This window comes from Chitinophaga sp. 01L420 (genome assembly GCF_056399985.1).
The window spans coordinates 1-19011 of record NZ_JBFTSK010000069.1 but is presented as its reverse complement, the minus strand read 5'-3'; the positions used below and the strand labels follow the sequence as shown (position 1 = coordinate 19011).

Annotated in this window: 14 protein-coding genes; 8 read left to right on the top strand and 6 right to left on the bottom strand. The window is 46.3% G+C overall.

All coding sequences use genetic code 11. From position 1 onward, the window contains the following. Nucleotides 1–2: 2 nt before the first annotated feature. A complete protein-coding gene (locus tag AC1DP6_RS34500) occupies nucleotides 3–830 on the bottom strand; it encodes a hypothetical protein (RefSeq protein WP_477058950.1) in 828 nt (275 codons plus the stop codon). A 35-nt stretch (nucleotides 831–865) separates the two neighbouring features. Further along, the gene (locus AC1DP6_RS34495; RefSeq protein WP_477058949.1) at nucleotides 866–1030 is read right to left on the bottom strand and encodes a hypothetical protein; all 165 of its coding nucleotides are present in this window, start codon (nucleotides 1028–1030) and stop codon (nucleotides 866–868) included. A gap of 354 nt (nucleotides 1031–1384) precedes the next feature. Between AC1DP6_RS34495 and AC1DP6_RS34490 the strand changes: the two genes are divergently transcribed. The 6 genes from AC1DP6_RS34490 to AC1DP6_RS34465 all read left to right on the top strand — a co-directional run bounded on the left by AC1DP6_RS34490 (nucleotide 1385) and on the right by AC1DP6_RS34465 (nucleotide 10811). Beyond that, complete coding sequence (locus AC1DP6_RS34490) at nucleotides 1385–2407, top strand: alpha/beta hydrolase family protein (protein WP_477058948.1); 1023 nt, start codon at nucleotides 1385–1387, stop codon at nucleotides 2405–2407. A gap of 80 nt (nucleotides 2408–2487) precedes the next feature. Further along, on the top strand, nucleotides 2488–3075 hold the full coding sequence (locus tag AC1DP6_RS34485) for an RNA polymerase sigma factor (RefSeq protein WP_477026953.1): 588 nt from the start codon (nucleotides 2488–2490) through the stop codon (nucleotides 3073–3075). An 83-nt stretch (nucleotides 3076–3158) separates the two neighbouring features. Continuing rightward, a complete protein-coding gene (locus AC1DP6_RS34480; protein ID WP_477058947.1) occupies nucleotides 3159–4337 on the top strand; it encodes a FecR family protein in 1179 nt (392 codons plus the stop codon). Nucleotides 4338–4665: 328 nt separating this feature from the next. After that, nucleotides 4666–8127, top strand: a complete 3462-nt coding sequence (locus AC1DP6_RS34475) for a SusC/RagA family TonB-linked outer membrane protein (protein ID WP_477058946.1) — start codon at nucleotides 4666–4668, stop codon at nucleotides 8125–8127. 18 nt (nucleotides 8128–8145) lie between these two features. Then, nucleotides 8146–9660 carry a RagB/SusD family nutrient uptake outer membrane protein gene (locus AC1DP6_RS34470; RefSeq protein ID WP_477058945.1) on the top strand — a complete coding sequence of 505 codons (1515 nt, stop codon included), beginning with the start codon at nucleotides 8146–8148 and terminating at the stop codon, nucleotides 9658–9660. A gap of 17 nt (nucleotides 9661–9677) precedes the next feature. Next, on the top strand, nucleotides 9678–10811 hold the full coding sequence (locus tag AC1DP6_RS34465; protein WP_477058944.1) for a redoxin domain-containing protein: 1134 nt from the start codon (nucleotides 9678–9680) through the stop codon (nucleotides 10809–10811). Nucleotides 10812–10891: 80 nt separating this feature from the next. Here AC1DP6_RS34465 and AC1DP6_RS34460 read toward each other — a convergent pair whose 3' ends face one another. Beyond that, nucleotides 10892–11866 (bottom strand): NADP-dependent oxidoreductase, encoded by a 975-nt coding sequence (locus AC1DP6_RS34460; RefSeq protein ID WP_477058943.1) that lies wholly within the window; start codon nucleotides 11864–11866, stop codon nucleotides 10892–10894. A 128-nt stretch (nucleotides 11867–11994) separates the two neighbouring features. Here AC1DP6_RS34460 and AC1DP6_RS34455 point away from each other — a divergent pair, with 128 nt between their 5' ends. Both AC1DP6_RS34455 and AC1DP6_RS34450 read left to right on the top strand, forming a co-directional pair. Beyond that, a complete protein-coding gene (locus AC1DP6_RS34455; protein ID WP_477058942.1) occupies nucleotides 11995–12846 on the top strand; it encodes an AraC family transcriptional regulator in 852 nt (283 codons plus the stop codon). A 40-nt stretch (nucleotides 12847–12886) separates the two neighbouring features. After that, nucleotides 12887–13477 carry a hypothetical protein gene (locus AC1DP6_RS34450; RefSeq protein WP_477058941.1) on the top strand — a complete coding sequence of 197 codons (591 nt, stop codon included), beginning with the start codon at nucleotides 12887–12889 and terminating at the stop codon, nucleotides 13475–13477. 7 nt (nucleotides 13478–13484) lie between these two features. Here AC1DP6_RS34450 and AC1DP6_RS34445 read toward each other — a convergent pair whose 3' ends face one another. From AC1DP6_RS34445 to AC1DP6_RS34435, 3 genes are all read right to left on the bottom strand, one after another. After that, complete coding sequence (locus tag AC1DP6_RS34445; protein ID WP_477058940.1) at nucleotides 13485–13682, bottom strand: KTSC domain-containing protein; 198 nt, start codon at nucleotides 13680–13682, stop codon at nucleotides 13485–13487. A 121-nt stretch (nucleotides 13683–13803) separates the two neighbouring features. Further along, nucleotides 13804–14721 carry a PorP/SprF family type IX secretion system membrane protein gene (locus AC1DP6_RS34440; protein ID WP_477058939.1) on the bottom strand — a complete coding sequence of 306 codons (918 nt, stop codon included), beginning with the start codon at nucleotides 14719–14721 and terminating at the stop codon, nucleotides 13804–13806. Between the two features lie 9 nt (nucleotides 14722–14730). Next, nucleotides 14731–19011, bottom strand: a 4281-nt coding sequence (locus AC1DP6_RS34435) for an MBG domain-containing protein (protein ID WP_477058938.1), incomplete at its 5' end; no start/stop codon positions are given.

Genomic DNA, 19011 nt, shown 5'->3' with positions numbered 1-19011 from the left:
TGCTATGAAATTTCATCATTCAGTTGGCGAATCATTTTTTCCTGTTCTTCGGGCGTCTTCAGGTGATTTAAGAAAGAACGAAACTTATTCAGTAAGGCTATTTCTTCTTCATTAAAGCGATCCAGGAGGTCAGATAAGGCATGCCAGGACACCTGCTCCATTACCTCATCGCCGGTAGGGATATAATGGGTAGTTTGATGCATGATGATACTCAGTCCTGTTAAGGTGGGATCATCTGTGGGTTCCGATTTTTCCATGGACGGTTCCGCCTCCCCGTATAAAGAGGAACGGAAACGAAAATCGATGGCGATGCCCAGCGGTAATGTAGTGTCATTCAACGTAGCATTCAATAATTGAATCAGTTGTAAACATTCTTCCCATGCAGCCGGATCAATAGGTACAGATTCATCCGCCCATTCATAGGGGAGCGCCCCATATTCACTGAAAATAAAAGTAACCGGTTTGTAGTAACCATCTTCCCGGATCTTTTGCTCACCTATCCTGTAGATGTTGAGCGTTGGATGATAGGTATAGATCACCGGTTGCCGTCCATGCCAGTGGGTATGAGGCGCAATGATCGCGAGACCATTCAAGGGCAGTTTATCCTGCGCCAGATGATATAACATATCCCGGAGTTCCGTGATCCCTGGAATATTTCCGCCATCCCTGGAAGGAACCCTCCCGTAAAAGTGGGTTATCCTGTCTAAAGCGTTCGATGCTTCCATTGTGATTTTGCCGGAAAACAATAGCTCCGTATAAGAGCCATCTTCAAATAGGGACTGCAGTTCACTTCCACGCAGCATTTTTGCTGTGGATGCTAAGGATGTCATAATAATCTGTTTGAAATGATCTGGAAATCGGTGAATTACTTGTTGATGGAATGACGGGTATGTCCATCACAATGCCATGCTTTGCACATCGCATTTGCAAAAAATTCTGCCTGGAGCCGGGCAATGATCTTTTTAGCAATGTCGGGTGGTAGTAGTTTGAAATCTGCCAGCGCTAGCTGGGAAATCTGGTAGTTAATCATAGTGATGGTTTGTGAGGTTAGATATTGAAATTAAAAATCTGCTTAGATCGTGGTCTGAATAAAAATAAGGATAAAATGGAGGATGCGGAACATAGATTTTTGATACATGTAATAGATGTTTAATGTTATGTTTCGATGCCGCCCAACATCATGTGGGCCAAAGAAATAAGCAGGGTATAACGTTGTCGTATATACGTAAAAATGGCGCCTGTTTTACCGTCTGCCTGAAAAAGGATTCATTTAGTATAGTCAGGGAAGCGAATTATTTTAGCAGTAGTACTAAAAGACCATTCATACGACTCCGTGCCAGGAAAGGATAAAGCTATTTCTCAGGTTAACTAACACATACACGAGATGATTTATATGCGCAAACCAGGCGTGGTGATGGGGCTGCTCCTGTTGCTGGCCTTTACTACTGTTAAGGCACAGCAGGTAGGAATGACCAAACGGGACTTTGCAGACCCTACCCGGCAGAACTGGGCAGGTACGGGGCCACGTATTATGCGGACGGTGATCTGGTATCCATCGGCAGGGGAAGGACAAACAGCCGTTATTGATAAACCCGGACAGTTCGCCGCGCCGGTAGCAGTGGTAAAAGATGGTGCCTTTACCACCTCTCCCAAAAAATATCCGCTGATCATGGTATCACATGGCGCCAATGGCAACACCATGCAAATGGCCTGGCTGGGATATTACCTGGCTGCACATGGTTATGTGGTGGCAGCAGTAGAACATAGCGGTACACCGGCAGAAGAAAGAAATTTCCAGTCGCCCACCATTTCCGAATCCTGTATATGGGAGCTGCCCCGGGATATCAGCGCAGTCCTCAGCCAGATAGAAACGGATCCCTTCCTGGGCAAAAACATCGATAGCAGCCGTATTGGCGTAGCCGGGTTTTCACTGGGTGGCGCAGTAGCCATCTGGACAGCCGGCGCGGTATTAAGTATACAGGGGCTTAGTAAGGATACCTTTATCCCGGAGGAGTTAAAGGCCAATATCAATAAAATGAAAGTCCTGCAAACCACAGATCCCATGATGAAAGCCTCAAAGGAGCACGCGGAGGATAATTTTAAAGATGACAGAATTAAAGCCGTTTTTGCACTGGCTCCGGCCATCGCCAGAGGGTTTCCGGCAGAAACGCTGGGTAAAATAACCGTACCGGTACGCATTGTGGTGGGCGACGCTGATCTCGTTACGCCCGCTGACGTCAACGCCGCCGTATATGCCAAAGACATTAAAGGTGCAAAACTGACGGTGCTGCCCGGGGAAGCGGGGCATTTCATCCGTAATAATGATGTGCTGGAGCAGGTGAAAATATTACAACAGGTCAGCCAGCTGGCTGAAACGTTTTTTGGACAGGTGCTGGTAAGCCATTGACGTATCCGCCCAAATTTTATTACTTTAGCAGGAATACCACCAACCGTATACATAATTATTCCAGTAGCCTGCTAACTATAATGCACGATAGTATCTATATTGACAAAGCATTGTTTCAACGCATCTCGGAGGGCGATGAAGAAGCGTTTGGTGTATTATTCAATACCTCCCTGCAAACGTTAGAGCCATTTATTCAGAGAATGGTAAAGTCGCCCGAAAACGCCAAAGAAGTGATACAGGCCACTTTTCTGCGGGTATGGCTTAGCCGAGATAAGCTCCCGGATATTGAACAGCCTAAAGCCTGGCTGTATAAGGTAGCTGCCAACGAATGTTATACTTATCTCCGGAAAGAAGCCACGGAATATCGTTTACGCGAAACCGTAATGGTAGCTGATAATGAAACGGACACCCCCACACGGCAACTGAGCCTCAAAGAACTGCATATATTGATTGAAGAAGCGGTACTGTTATTATCCCCGCAGCGGCGGCGTATTTTCCGCATGAGTCGTAACCAGGGGATGAAGATCCCTGAAATAGCCACTGAGCTGGATCTTTCTCCTCATTCTGTAAAAAATGCGCTGGTCTTTTCTTTAAAAGCTATCCGGGAACACCTGCGCCGTTACGGACATACCATCCCCCTCGTTTATTTAATATTTATCAGCAAGTAAAAAATTTTTTCCCTTAGATAGGTCCTTTATGTCCTCAGCTCATTCTTATGAATGGGTATACTGTTAAATGTACCCCTATCAGCATGCAGGAGCAAAGGGTAATGTATTTATTGCAACAGCGTCTTTCAGGTAATGAAACGGCCGCAGAACAGGAAGAACTGTACCAACTGTTGAAGGATGATGACAATATGGAACTGTTTATGGCAGCGCTGACAGACCTGATGTGGCAGGCGCCTGCCGACGGGGAAGCAGATCCTGCTGCCCGCACTACTTTGCTGAAAAGCATTACGGCAACAGACCTTACACTGCCTTTTGTAGAAACGCTTCACCGGGTACAACCCATCCGATGGTGGTGGGTAGCTGCTGCTGTTACCGGCATCATGCTGGTTGCCGCCGGCTATTGGCTATTGAAGCCGGTAGCCAGTGTAGCTCCTATACCTGTCGTAGCGCAGCGATATAAAAATGATATTCCCCCCGGAGGCAATAAAGCTATTCTTACGCTGGGAGATGGCTCCAAGATTACGCTGGATGAAGCCCAAAACGACACCCTGGGTAAACAGGGAAATACCAGTATCATCAAAACACAGAATGGACAAGTACTCTACAAGGCTGCCGGCGCCACCACTGCCATTACCTATAATACTTTAACAACGCCCCGCGGTGGTCAATACCAGCTTACCTTACCCGATGGCACGCAGGTATGGCTGAATGCAGCCAGCTCCCTGCATTTTCCGACTTCTTTTGCCGGCAACAGCAGGGAAGTAGAACTGACGGGAGAAGGATATTTTGACGTAGCACCATTGTCCGGAAAGCCATTCCGGGTGAAAGTAAACGGAACAGAAGTGGCCGTACTGGGTACACAGTTTAATATCATGGCGTATAGCAACGAACATGTGATGGCAGTCACCCTGCTGCAGGGCGCGGTAAACGTAAGCAGAAACGGTATCATGAAAAAATTGCAGCCGGGCCAGCAGGCGCGTATTCCGGCTAATAATAATATTACAGTCACAGAAGCAGATACACAAGCAGCAGTAGCCTGGAAAAACGGTTTCTTCATCTTCGACCGGGCAGATATCGCTACCGTCATGCGGCAGCTGGAACGATGGTATGATATAGAAGTGGTGTATGAAGGTACCCCACGTGAAATGCACTTTGGCGGCGGTATACAGCGCAGCCTGCCTTTGTCGCGCGTATTAAATATCTTAGAAAAAAACCAGGTATTATTTAAAATCGAGGGCCGGAAAATAACCGTTATACGATAGCGAGCGCACCATATTTTTTAACACACTAAACCAACTGACTTTTGAATTAAGGAATCATTGCTAAAAACCAAGGCCATTAAAAAAACCAGTGATGGGCAAACACCACTGGTTACAGGCAATAAATTATTCGTGTAAACTCATTTTTATCACCGAAATCAAATGTATGATTTTAACTGCTTTGTTCCAAAACAGAGAGGGGGACGCTTATGCGCCAAATCATCCCTGCATCAACACTTCAGAAACGCATCACCACCAATGCAGATCTTACATACCGGCATATACCGGTACAATGAAAAAAAACAATCAGCCAACCAAAATTTGGAGGATCATGAGGTTATCTGCTTTATTACTAATGGCTGGCGTACTGCAAATCAGCGCCAGGGGCATGGCACAAAGGGTGACCATGTCCGTCAGAAATACACCGCTGTCAACGGTGTTCACTAACATCAACCGGCAAACCGGGTACATCGTGTTTTATAACTATGATGCCCTGGAAAGCACCCGACCCGTCACCGTAGAAGTGAAAAATGCGACTATCCAGGAATTATTACATGTTTCCCTGATGGGGCAGGGTCTGGAGTATGCGATTGATGACAAAACCATCACCGTTACTAAAATCATCCCCCGTGTACCGGAACTACCTGCGTCGCCGCAACAGATTGTCATTACCGGCCGTATCACGGACGAAAACGGTATCCCGCTGGCCGGCGTTTCTGTGGTGGTGAAAGGCACCAGCAAAGGCACGCAAACCAATAACAACGGAGAGTACACGGTAGTAGTAAAAGATGAAAATGCCGTATTGTCTTTTACCTATATCGGTTTCGAAAAACAGGAACTGGTAGTAGGTAAAAATGGAGTCATCAGTTTACAACTGAAAGCCTCCAATAACAAATTAAGTGGCATCGATGTAGTCAATACCGGTTACCAGATGATTTCCAGGGAAAGAGCCACCGGCTCTTTTGCAGTCATCGATCCTTATCGGCTCCGCAGCAAATTAAAGCCGGACCTTAAATCAGCCCTGGAAGGACAAGCTACCGGGGTTGTACTCACCAAGGAAGGTAACCTGGAAATCCGGGGCGTATCTACCATGCTGGGCACTGCTGCCAGCGCACCACTCCTGGTGGTAGATGGCTATCCTACATCTGCCGGACTGGAATCACTCAACATCGATAACATCGAATCGATTACTGTACTGAAAGATGCGGTGGCTGCTTCTATTTATGGCGCCCGCTCTTCCAATGGTGTAATCGTAGTGACCACCCGTCAGGGCAGAAAAGGTGCCTTGCTGGTGGAATACAAAGGCTCTACGGGCATCACACTGAAGCCAGACCTGAAGTACCTGAACAGGGCATCTTCGGCCGACTTTGTGGATGCGGAAATAGAGCTCTACAACCAGGATCCTAATGGCAACCTGACCGACTATAACAACTACGGCTTTACCTCCAGGGTAAACTATCTCCTGATTGCAAAATCACAGGGATGGCTAAACGAAAAAGATGCGGATGCACAGCTGGAAGCCCTGAAGAAAAACGATGGACAGGGGCAAATACAGAAATATTATTTCAGGAATCAGTTCACCCAGCAACACAATATCTCTTTGTCTGGTGGCAGCGAAAAAAGTATGCTGAATGCAGCCGTGAAATATATTGCCAATCAGAACAACACGGTACGCAATTCAGATAACCGCCTGATCTTTGATATGAAGAACGACTGGCGCCCCGGCAAGCGTGTGATGATACGCCTGTTCTCTAACGTGAACTACGCCACGTCCACCGCACCGGCAAGAGGCTGGCAGGATATGCTCGCGTATACCAACACCTCCCTGCTGCAACCATATGACCTGATCGTAGATCCGGCCACCGGCGCGCCACAAACCATGGATTATAAAAATGGTAAAAAACGTGACCGCTATGCTGCTATTGCCGGCACCAAACCGCTTTACTATAATCCGATGGAAGACCTGGGACTTGAAACCGTTACCGKCAAAACGTTGCAGCTAAGACTCGGTGGTAGCGTTAACATAAAAATCCTGGACGGACTGAGCGCGGAAGCCGGCGGATCCTGGAGCCGCGGCGATTATCTGGGCAGAAGTCTGTACGATAAAAATGCTTACCGCGTAAGACTGTGGTACGATGATAATACCTCCATCGCCAACCCATCCAAACATTATATTCCGGATGGCGCCGTAGTAAATGAAAGCCGCAATTTTAACCAGAGCTATATGTTCCGTACGYAGCTGAACTATTACAAAGTTATCGCTTCCCGTCACCGCATTTCTGCTATCGCCGGAAATGAAATCAGCCGGAACACTGCCGACAATAATAACCTGCCTACCCGCTTTGGCTATAACGATCAGGCAGGTACGTTTTCTACCTTTAACTATGCCGATTATAATGCAGGTAACTATAATGCAGATAAATTGGGCACCAGCAGCCCCTCTGCCAGCATAGGCAGCTATGCTTATCAGGATAACCGCTTTGTTTCCTGGTATGCAAACGGCTCTTATGAATACGACAACCGCTTTATTCTCAGTGGTAGTATCCGCCTGGATCAAACCAATTTCTTTGGTACAGATCCCCGCTATCGTTACAAACCTTTATGGTCTGCCGGAGGTACCTATAAACTCGCGGAAGAAAAGTTCTTTCATGTACATGGGATAGACCGGCTCGATCTGCGTGCATCCTACGGTATCAACGGAAATATTTCACTGAACTCAGGACCTTTCCTGATTATTACACCGGGTAGTTATTCTAATTATACAGGAGATATTTCTTATGGTATTACTTCTCCCCCTAATAATTCCCTGCGCTGGGAAAAAACAAAAAGCACCAACTTTGGTGTAGACATTTCTTTGCTGAACAGACGCGTTAATGTAACGGCAGACTACTACCTGCGTAACAGCAGTGACCTGCTGGCAGCAGACGCGATTGATCCTACCCGCGGCTTTAGCTCTCTCACCAAAAACATCGGAGCAGTAAGAAACCAGGGGTATGAAATATCGGTAGATGCAGATGTGATCCGTAAAAAGAACCTGGTATGGAATACCTTCTTCAACTTCAGTTATAACAACAATAAGGTACTCACTTATAATGTTACTTACCAGTACGCTTCTTCTATCACCAACGGTGCTATCAAAAAAGCAGGCGACCCACTGGATGCCTTGTATAGCTATCGTTATGCAGGATTAGACAATAACGGGGTATCGCAGTTTTATACGGCTAAAGACGAAAAAAGCGGTGGCGGAAATGTGTCAGTAGGAGACCTGATATACAGMGGTACACTGCGTCCCAAGTATGCTATCAGCATGACCAACTCCTTCCGGGTGAAAAACTTTGACCTGTCCTTTATGTTCCTTGCCAAATTAGGAAATGTGTTAAGGAGAGATGCTTTCAGCGGATCTAATATCCTGAATAAACATGTATCTGAAAGATGGAAACAACCGGGCGATGAAGCCAAAACTATCTATCCTAAACTCAGTGACTGGAACATGGATATGTTTTATTTCCCTTACTCAGATATCCTGATAGAAAGCGCCAGTTACATGAAACTGCGGGATGTCACCTTAACTTATGATATCAACCCGCAGCTTTTGAAACACATCGGCTTCAGTAATGCAAGAATATACATGCAAACCCGGAACCTGTTTATGATTACGGCCAACAGCGATCATCGTGATCCGGAAACATCTGAGCTGAACCTCAGCGGCGGCACCGGTGCATTCACCGAACAGGGATTCAGCTCTCTGCCATTGCGCCCCGAGTTTTATGTCGGGTTATCATTCAGTCTTTAACATTTAATTATGGCGATCATGAAACAGTATATACTTATTCTATTAACCATCATTTCGGGGAGCCTGGCTTCCTGCAGCAAATTCCTGGATGTAAAGCCTAAAGGAAAACTCATCCCCACGGAAGTGGCGGACTTTGATCACCTGCTGGACAATGCAAACATTGCCCAATGGGCGTTTTTGGATAACAACGGTGGTTGTAATCTCGGCTACTTAACAGATAACCTGTCTTTGTCCGATGGCATCGGTAACATCAACTACAAAGCCAATAACCATCCTAACATAGACCGCTATTGGGCCTATGTATTCAGACAGCCATATAAAAATCCATCTACCTCGGACTATTTCTGGGACTGGGGTACTTACCGCTCTATGGCCTACTTCAATAATGTGATAGATGGCGTACACGCTATTCCTAGTCTCAGTTCAGAAAATCAGTTGTATGCAAAGAGAGTGGTGGCACAGGCGCTGGTAGACAGGGCGTGGTCTTACTTTATCACTACGCTGGTGTATGGCCCGGTGTATAAGCCTGGTACGGCTAACGATACTAAAACCATTCCTTATGTAACCAGTTCCGATGTAGGAGCTGCGTTGCCGGATCTCTCCACACAAGAGCAGGCTTTTGCCAAAGTATCGAACGATATACAAACAGCTTTACCTGATTTGCCGGATGTCACTAACTGGCCGTCACGCCCCAATAAAGTGGCTGCACAGGCCTTGCTGGCCTACTTCCACCTGTTTACCCAGAAGTACGACAGCGTGGTGTATTATGCCAACCTCGCCTGGACTGCTGCTAATGCAGGAGGAACCGATAAATTGATTTATGACTACAACAGCTTTTCGTGGACGGACCCAACTAATCTTGTAAACAGCACTATCAAAGCTCCCGATAATTTCCTGACAGCTGCTAACAGCCGGGAGAATTTATTGTATAGAAATATTGATGGCGGCGCAGGCAGATCTACTTCTTCCTATCCTTCGGATGAAGTGATAGCATTGTATGACCAGGCCAATGACCTGAGATTTAAATATTTCTTTTTAACTGCACCCGGTTATAAAACAACTTACAACAACGTAGTCTATGATGATGGTAACCGGATACAGTACTATCGTGGATCCAAATCAAATATGACGGCAGGATTTACCTATCCGGAACTGCTGCTCCTGCGTGCAGAAGGATATGCCCGTACCAACCAGTTATCTGCTGCCATAGCAGACCTCAATACGTTGCGCCGTTACCGTTATAAAACCGGTACACCTGCGTTGGGTGTTGGTTCACAAACTGAAGTAATACAGCAGGTGCTGGACGAAAGAAGGCGGGAACTGCCATTGGGATCGTTCAAACGGTTCCTGGATCTGAAAAGACTCTGCCTCGAAACAGGTAAACCGTGGAGCAAGACAAGAATAACACACAAGATCGGTACTGAATCTCACGAGGGAATCATCGATTCTAAAGATTTTATTCTTACTATTTCCAACGTGATCCTTAAATTTAATCCACAGTGGAATATACCATTGGATGGAAGACCCTTTTAAATCAAAAACAAGTCCATATGAAACACATTTTAATCACTATGCTGGCTTTATTGCCTGCCACACTATTTGCTCAGGAAGGTGCTTTTGTACTGAAAGGCAAAATAGGTACGCTGGATGCACCTGCCAAACTGTTTCTTACTTACCGTGCCGACGGGGAAGTAGTCAGGGATTCTGCTGCCCTGCAACAGGGCGTGTTTGAATTCAAAGGCAAAGTAAGTGATCCGGTAAAAGCTACACTGCTGTTACGCCACACTGCACCTACCAATATGATGTCTTATAAAATGGATCTGTTGGTAGTATACCTGGAGAAAGGCACCATTACATTAAGTGCCGCAGATTCCGTGTATAACGCGGTGGTAAAAGGTTCCCGCGTGAACGATGACCAGCAGCGCTTACAATCAAAATTAAAAAGCACCAGCGGACAAAGAGAGCAACTGACAAGCGACTTCTTTACCGCCAGCGAAGAAACGCGCAAGTCGGAGGCGTTCAGAAAATCTTTCGATGAAAAAAATAAAGCACTGCGTGCTGTAGAAAAGGAGATTTACAAGGCATTCATAAAAGAAAACCCTAAATCTCCTGTAAGCCTGGATGCGATCCAAAGTTTTGCGGGATTTGCTCCGGATAATGTGGATGAAATAGAAACTGCGTACAACACTTTATCTCCTGCGGTAAAAGACAGTAAAAAAGGTAAAGAATTTGCAGGGATCATCCATGGCTGGAAACAAACAGCCATCGGCGCTGTTGCACCAGCGTTTACTCAAAATGATACACTGGGTAAGCCTGTGAGCCTGTCCGATTTCCGCGGTAAATATGTGCTGGTGGATTTCTGGGCAAGCTGGTGTGGTCCTTGTCGTGCAGAAAATCCGCATGTGGTAGCCGCCTTTAATAAGTATAAAGACAAACAGTTTACTATCCTCGGCGTTTCCCTGGATCAGCCAAACGGACAGGAAGCCTGGTTAAAAGCGATTCATACCGATCAGCTCACCTGGACGCACGTATCTGACCTGAAATACTGGGAAAACGAAGTGGCAAAATTATACGGTGTAAGAGCAGTACCACAAAATTTCCTGCTGGACCCCAATGGGAAAATAGTAGCGAAGAACCTTCGTGGGGAAGCACTGGATAAGAAGCTGGAAGAATTGTTGAAGTAAGCTTTTAGCAGTTAGCTTTTAGTAAATGCAGCGGAGATCATTATATGTTAATCTCCGCTGCATTTACTAAAAGCTAACTGCTAAAAGCTTACTTCAACTACTATCTTTCCTTTGGTTGTTCCTTGTTTCATGGCTGTTAGCGCTGCTTTCATCTCATGGAAAGGAAATACGCTGTCTATATATGATTTCACTTTACCTGATTCCAGCAATAAGGCAATAGCATCTATGGCCTTTTCTTCAGAAAATACACCGGTGTAGCGTACGTCAAATCCTTTAGATTGATAGTAGGCCATATCAGTTGGTTTTAAGGGATGAGGAAGATGGAAAAGTGCGGCTCCGGGAGCGAAGTGTTTTTCGTACAGGGAAGCCGGGTATCTTCCGCCAGAATCTAACACCAGGCTAAGTTGCAGGCTATCAGCTAGTTCGAAATTAAAGTCATTGTAATCAATGATTTCATCTGCCCCAATACTCCGTACCCAGTCTGCATTGGCAGCGTTGGTAAGTCCTATCACATAAGCGCCTTTTTCTTTGGCCATTTGTATGGCATAATGTCCTACGCCGCCAGCCGGTGCCGTTACCAGTACCCGATCTCCTTTTTTTACAATGTAATGGGTGTTTACATTTTGCCACGCAGTAATCGCTGCCAGTGTAGCAGCAGCCGCTTCGTTAAAGGTGATGTTGTCAGGTTTTTTAGCGAGATGGATAGCAGGTGCGGCTACATATTCTGCGTATACGCGTCCGTGTCCCGGCATCTTTATCATGCCGAACACGGCATCACCTACCTTGAATTTGGTGACCTCGCTGCCCACGGCGGTAACTACGCCGGCAATATCGGATCCGAGTATCAGCGGCGAGATGCCTTCCAACGCAGGGGCCCAGCTGGCACGCAACCCTTCCGGGGTGGTGAAGTCTTCCAGCGTTTTATAGTCTACCGGGTTAATGCCAATGGCTTTTGTTTGAATTAATACTTCCCCGGGGCCTATCACAGGAAGTGCTGTTTCTGATAATTCCAGAGAGGCGTTTTTATCCAGTCTTTCTAAGACAATTGCTTTCATAATTGCTGCTTTTTGTGTGTACAAAGCTAGGCCGCGGCAGACGGTTAAACGGGTACGTAAAAAGGAATCAGCAGTAACAGAATGGGATGAGGCTTTCTCAGCCCACGTTTATTATGTAGATTTACGGTATGGAAAAGGTACATGACCCATTCAGTATTACCGTAACCACGCTGGACTACTGGGAGAAACGCAATCGCAGAAACAACTTTTTTGAGCTGGTATATATCCTGGAAGGCGCCGGCGGACAGCAGGTAGAACATACGCACGCGTCCTATAAAAAGGGCAGCATTTTCCTGCTGCCCGCTTCTGATTGTCATACCTACCAGATTGCGGAAACTACCACCTTCCTGTTTATACAATTCAATGCCAGCTTCTTTTCCGGGGAACAGGATTGTGTAATTGACTTCGGAAAATGGTTTTGTCGCCTCAACTTTATCATCGGTAACTACAACCGGCAGGCGGGCGAACTCATTAGTAACGAAAAGGACAAACAACACCTGGTACGCTTACTGGAAATGCTGATGTATGAACAACAACGGCAGGACGGGCATTCCCGCCGTATCATGCAGGGACTCATGGTGGCCGTACTGGAACAGATTGCCCGCAATGTAGCCACCGTATTGCCAGGTGAGCAGGGCTTCGAAGGCAACCGTTTTGCCGACCTGTTACTGCATATTCAATATCACCTGCTGGATGAAGATAAGATTGCGCCACAATACCTCTGTCAGCGTTTCGGCATATCCGCCAACTATTTCAGTGAATACTTTAAACGCAATGCCAACGAAACTTACCAGGAATTTGTACTCCGCTCCAAGCTGAAACTGGCAGAAGCAAAGGCACTGTACACAGATACTCCCTTCAAAGAAATAGCCTACGATCTGGGATTTACAGATAGCAGTCACCTGAATAAAATGATGAAACGTTTTTATCAGAAGGGGATGAGTGAAATCAGGAAGCAAGCCATGTTAGGCGCAGCATGATGAAAATAGTATCTTTAGAAGAAGTAACCTTTCTGTATATATGAAAACGCTGTTCCTGAAGTGCTTATTGCCGTTGGCCTTGCTGTATGGTTGTATCTCACAGAATAATAAAAAAAATGATACACCCGAAAAAGTAGCAGACACCGTGAAAGCGGCTACCCCGGTATCCAAAGTGGGAGATGACTGCGTATTTGATACCAGCGCTTACAAGTTCACCTCCGAAAAATTATTCGCCTACCAGAAAAATATCCAATTTACCTGGAATGACCAGGACAAGGCAGCGTTGGTAAAACTGAATGAGCACGATAGCCTGCAACTGCATATTGGGGGCTGTTATGAATTTTCCTGGTCAGCCATTTTTACCACAGATTCCGCTGCTTTTGATAATAACGGGTACCTGCTGAATAAAGCGGCGTGGCTGGCAAAAACGTTTATGGGTAATGGATTTGATACAAAATACAGCGAATGTATTTCCAACCAGTTGTTTACAATAGACAGTTCCAAAAAAGATGTAAAAGCGCTCACCATTATTGATAAGGATACTGCCATCACCAATAAGATCTATGATGTAGTGCTTTTTGAACGCAGTGGCCACCGCACTATTATCAACATCGTTGGCTACGAAAATTAAGTAGTTCCTACTTTATTTTTTCAAAGGAATAATGCTCTTTTATATATTTATTAAGATAGATACCTTTTGATCCTGACGACTTCATCGCCAGGTAAACGGCCTCCGGCACATCTTTATAGTCGTATATCATGCCCGATACGAAGATGATTCGCAGGGTATGTGTTTCGGCGTTATAAATCATATGTGCAACCACGGAGGACGGCATATATGCCGGACCTCAATTATCATACCGGCAGGAGGATCACTTTTTTATCTGGCTCATAACGGCTTTAGCTTTTTTGCTGAGGAGCTCAATTAAGTATTTTGGGCAGCTCAAACGGATAGTATTATCTGAACAGGTTCACCACCAGGTTCACTTCAAAAGTGCCGTTGGCATAAGTACTTAAGCCGGAGGTCTGGGAATTGTATATCAACTGAAAGCCGGCGATGGATTTATAATTCGCCCCAACCCCTGCACTGAAACTTTTGGAGGAATGATACATTGCAAAAGCATTCAGCTGATTGTTCACAAAATTGACGTTGGCACCTGCATCTATTATATTATCATATCCCTTCACACCACGCAAGCATATTTTAGGCTCAATAGAAGTAAGTTCTTCACCAGTTTCAAATTTATATCCGGCTGCAGCAAAGAACAACGCGCGATCAATGCTTTCATCCGTTGATTTATTTTTAACAAAGCTCACCAGGTTAGGTACAGATCCTTGTAGCGTAAGCCCTTTGCGGGTAAATGCCATTCCGAAATCTCCTTCAAAATAATTATCGCGTCTGTTGAAAGCGTTGATATAATTATCGGTGATATCTCCGTTGATTTTTTTGGTATCCAGTCGTCTGTTGATAAATGCGGCGGATAAACCGAAGTGCAGAACACTAACACCACTCAAACTCAGCGGCAGATGATAGGCGTAAGTGAACGCTACCTTGGTGTTGTTGAGCAGCCCGGCTTTATCGTTAAATATATTCATCCCTATACCTACACGTTTGCCTAACATATAATCAGCTGTAAAGGCTTTTGCTTCCGGAGCTCCGGGTATGTCTGACCATTGACGCTGATACGCCAGGTATACATGCAAACCGGTGTCGATACCAGCCATGGCCGCATTGGCCATATATTGGTCCAGAAAGTATTGTGCCGCGAGTGGCTCATACATCATGGTAGGATTGCCGATAGTTTGTGCCCCGGCATATTGACTGCTGAGAGCGAAAGCTCCCAGCAGTGTGATATATCTGATATATTTTTTCATGATCGTTACTTAGTAATTTGAATTGATAAGGGTGATAAATCCTTTGAATTGTGGTTTATTATTGCCCAGGTCAATGATGTAGTAGTAAGTACCTTCTGCCAGTCGCTGACCGTTTACAGTACCGTTCCAGTTGTTGGTATAACCACGTTGGTGGAATACCATGCGTCCTGCGCGGTCAAATATTTTCACTTCATTCTGAGGGTACATATCAATGTTCTTTACAACCCACAGATCGTTTTTACCATCTCCGTTAGGCGTCAGGATATTAGTCGCCTCCAGTTTATAATCTTCTTTTACGGTGATGGTAATTTCTTCTGTAACACTACAGCCATTATTGTTGGTAATAGTAACATGGTAGGTAGTTGTTACCTCAGGACGGGCTGCCGGCGTTGCAGTAGGCGGATCATTTAATCCGGCTGCCGGATCCCATAAGTAGCTATTGCCGCCGGAAGCCAGGAGGGTAATGGTTTCTCCTTTACTGATAGTAGTATTGCCCTGTGCCCGTACACTTCCTGCAGGCAATGGATGTACTGTTATGTTTACTACAACGGAGCTCACAAGCACGTTGTTGTCATAGCGAGCTTTTACCATATAGCTACCACTTTCTTTTACAGTCAGTGTTTGGCTGCCTGTAGCTGATATCAGAACATTGTTGCGATACCATTCATATGCCGGTGCGGTACTGGATTGTAAGATCACCGTATTACCATCGCAGAAAGTAGTGCTGCCCTGCGCAGTGATAACCGGTGTTGGCCAGGCGTTTACTACTACTGTTTGTGTAGTGTTTTGCGCGGGTTCGTAGTTGTTGTCACCAGCCTGTGAAGCACTGATATGCGCGATGCCCGCTGTTCCTACCTTCGCAGTACTACCAATGATAGAGATGGCTGTGGAGTTGTCGCTGGTAAGGGTTACCGGCAATCCGGAGCTGGCAGTAGCCAACAGCATAAAGTCTGGATCACCCTGGTTTTTATCACCCGGTGCCGTGAACGTAATTTGTTGTGTGGCCTTAGCAATGGTCAGCTGACCATCAGTATAAATAATGTTGTAGTTATTGCTGCTGACACCTGCTGGTGTTATAACGTAAATGCCTGCATTGATGGCGCCCTGTGCGCTACCGGCATATGTGATACTACCGCTTAACTTCGTGGCATCGTCTCCGTTAGCAAATCCCGTATAGGCTACACCGTTACCACCTGTGTAAACGGTGCCGGAATAGGTGCGGGTATCATTGCTGGCCTTCATCGTCAGAGTGGCTTTGTTTACAGTGAATGTCTGCGTTACCTGTGCGGCAGGTGCATAGCTGCTGTTACCTGGTTGGTTGGCAGCGATTGTTATGTTGCCAGCACCGGTGATAGTAATGGTATTGCCATTGATGGTAGCTGGTCCGCTTATTACGCTGTAAATCACTGCCAGGTTGCTGTTGCTGCTGGCGCCCGCAATAAAGGCCGCATCGCCATATGTTTTATTGGTGATAGCAGGGAAGCTGATCGTTTGTGTGGCCAGTCCTACTATTAAAGTACCGTTGGTAGTGGTGAAGATGTAATTAGCCGCATGTAAGGCTGTTGTTGCCACCGTGATCGGATAAGCACCAGGCATGCTGTTGTTATCAGCGATACTGCTTAGTGTGGGAACACCTGTTACTACGCTGGCACTTTCGTTGTTCACAAAACCAGTGATGGTGAAAGTAAACGCTGGATTATTGGTGCCATATATGCGTTGCATATCATCCGCTTTCACCGTCAGGGTAGCAGCTGCTACCTGGAAGGTGTTGCTGACAGGTGTAGCGGCAGTATAGTTGCCATTACCAGTTTGTGAAGCTGTTACGGTTACACTGCCTGCACCAGTAATGGTGAGGGTGTTGCCGGTAATGGTAGCCGGACCGGAGGTAACGGTATACGTTACCGGTAAACCGGCGTTACTGCTGGCGTTGAGCATGAATGATGCATCACCGTATGTTTTACCGGTGATGGCCGGGAAGCTGATCGCTTGTGAAGCCTTTCCTATTGTTAAGGTACCATCAGTAGTAGTAAAGGTGTAATTAGCTGCAGTCATGGTTGTTGCCACCACGGTAATCGGATAAGTACCCGGAGCACTGTTGTTGTCTGCGATGCTGTTGAGCGTTGGCAATCCATTGACTACGCTACCGTTTTCGTTGTTCACAAAACCAGTGATATTATAGGTAAATGCCGGATTGCTGGCGCCGTACAGCCGTTGTGCATTGTCTGCTTTTACTGTCAGCATCGCTTTGCTTACCATGAATGTTTGCGTGGCCGATGTAGCCGGTTTATAGTTGGCATTTCCTGACTGATCCGCTGTAATGGTTACACTACCGGTACCGGTAATAGTCACTATGTTACCATTGATAGTCGCTGGTCCGTTTACTACACTATATGTAATGACCAGGCCGCTGTTGCTGCTGGCGTTGAGGGCAAAGGTCGCATCGCCATATGTTTTGCCGGAAATGGCCGGGAAGCTGATGGTTTGTGCCTGCTGACCGATTGTTAAGATTCCGTTGATCGTGGTAAAGGTGTAATTATCCGCTGTCAATGTTGTGGATAATACTTGGATCGGATAGGTGCCTGTCTGCGTATTGTTGGGAGCAGTAGTGGTAAATGAGATGGCTCCCCTTACTACGTTGCTGTTGTCGTTGTTGACATAGCCTGAGATGGCGTAAGTAAACGTTGGAATGATGCCACCGGATACTATTTGTTTATCATCAATCTTTACTGTCAGGACTGCTGGTGCTACCTGGAAGGTAATGCTGGCAGGTGCAGCAGCGGTATAGTTACTATTTCCTGCCTGTGTAGCCGTTACCCTTATACTACCTGCACCGGTGATGGTGAGGGTAGTACCGATGATAGTAGCCGGACCTGAAGTAACGGTATACCCTATTAATAAACCGGCATCACTGCTGGCGTTCAGTGTAACAGGTGCATCACCGTATGTTTTACCGGAGATAGCCGGGAAGCTGATGGTTTGTGCTGCCTTACCAACTGTTAAGATACCGTTGGCAGTGGTGAAGATATAATTGGCCGCCGTGATGGCTGTTGTGGCCACGGTGATCGGATAACTGCCTGGTACACTACTGTTATCAGCGATGCTGCTGAGTATCGGATTTCCTGTTATCAGGCCAGCATTTTCGTTATTCACAAAACCAGTAACACTATAAGTAAATGTTGGATTATTGGTACCGTATGCACGTTGTGCGTTATCGGCTTTTACTGTCAGCGTAGCCGGAGCAACCTGGAAGGTATTGCTGGCAGGCGTTGCGGCATTGTAATTACTAYTACCKGTTTGTGTAGCCGTTACCGTTACACTGCCAATTCCAGTAATGGTAAGTGTATTACCAGTGATGGTAGCCGGACCGGAAGTAACGATATACGTTACCGGTAAACCGGCATCGCTGCTGGYGTTCAGTGTAACSGGTGCATCACCATAGGTTTTACCGGAGATGGCCGGGAAGCTGATGGTTTGAGCAGCCTTTCCTACTGTTAAGGTGCCATTGGTAGTGGTGAAGGTATAATTAGCCGCACTCATAGCTGTTGTCGCCACTGTGATCGGATAAGTACCCGGGATGCTACTGTTATCGGCGCTGCTGCTAAGTACCGGATTACCTGTTATTACACTGGTATTTTCACTGTTCACAAAACCAGTGATGGTGGAAGTAAACGTTGGATTATTGTCGCCATATGCTTTCGACACATCATCCGCTTTTACCGTCAGGATAGCCGGAGCTACCTGGAAAGTATTGCTAACAGGTGTGGCAGCGGTATAGTTACCATTGCCTGCCTGTGTAGCCGTTACTGTTATACTGCCAACACCAGTGATGGTAAGGGTATTACCGGTGATAGTGGCCGGACCGGAAGTAACTGCGTATGCTACAGTTAAATTGGCATCGCTGCTGGCGTTCAGTGTAACAGGTGCATCACCGTACGTTTTACCGGAGATAGCCGGGGAGCTGATGGTTTGTGCTGCCTTACCAACTGTTAAGATGCCGTTGGCAGTGGTGAAGATATAATTAGCCGCCGTGATGCCTGTTGTGGCCACGGTGATCGGATAACTGCCTGGTACACTGCTGTTGTCAGCAACGCTGCTGAGTATGGGATTACCTGTTATTACACTGGTGTTTTCGCTGTTCACAAAACCAGTAACACTATAAGTAAATGTCGGATTATTGATGCCGTATGCACGTTGTGCGTTATCGGCTTTTACTGTCAGCGTAGCCGGAGCAACCTGGAAGGTATTGCTGGCAGGCGTTGCGGCATTGTAATTACTATTACCACTATTACC

Excerpts from the sequence above, each read along its gene's own strand:
- AC1DP6_RS34500 (WP_477058950.1), bottom strand. The coding sequence starts at position 830 with ATGACATCCTTAGCATCCACAGCAAAAATGCTGCGTGGAAGTGAACTG.
- AC1DP6_RS34495 (WP_477058949.1), bottom strand. The coding sequence starts at position 1,030 with ATGATTAACTACCAGATTTCCCAGCTAGCGCTGGCAGATTTCAAACTA.
- AC1DP6_RS34490 (WP_477058948.1), top strand. The coding sequence starts at position 1,385 with ATGATTTATATGCGCAAACCAGGCGTGGTGATGGGGCTGCTCCTGTTG.
- AC1DP6_RS34485 (WP_477026953.1), top strand. The coding sequence starts at position 2,488 with ATGCACGATAGTATCTATATTGACAAAGCATTGTTTCAACGCATCTCG.
- AC1DP6_RS34480 (WP_477058947.1), top strand. The coding sequence starts at position 3,159 with ATGCAGGAGCAAAGGGTAATGTATTTATTGCAACAGCGTCTTTCAGGT.
- AC1DP6_RS34470 (WP_477058945.1), top strand. The coding sequence starts at position 8,146 with ATGAAACAGTATATACTTATTCTATTAACCATCATTTCGGGGAGCCTG.
- AC1DP6_RS34465 (WP_477058944.1), top strand. The coding sequence starts at position 9,678 with ATGAAACACATTTTAATCACTATGCTGGCTTTATTGCCTGCCACACTA.
- AC1DP6_RS34460 (WP_477058943.1), bottom strand. The coding sequence starts at position 11,866 with ATGAAAGCAATTGTCTTAGAAAGACTGGATAAAAACGCCTCTCTGGAA.
- AC1DP6_RS34455 (WP_477058942.1), top strand. The coding sequence starts at position 11,995 with ATGGAAAAGGTACATGACCCATTCAGTATTACCGTAACCACGCTGGAC.
- AC1DP6_RS34450 (WP_477058941.1), top strand. The coding sequence starts at position 12,887 with ATGAAAACGCTGTTCCTGAAGTGCTTATTGCCGTTGGCCTTGCTGTAT.
- AC1DP6_RS34445 (WP_477058940.1), bottom strand. The coding sequence starts at position 13,682 with ATGCCGTCCTCCGTGGTTGCACATATGATTTATAACGCCGAAACACAT.
- AC1DP6_RS34440 (WP_477058939.1), bottom strand. The coding sequence starts at position 14,721 with ATGAAAAAATATATCAGATATATCACACTGCTGGGAGCTTTCGCTCTC.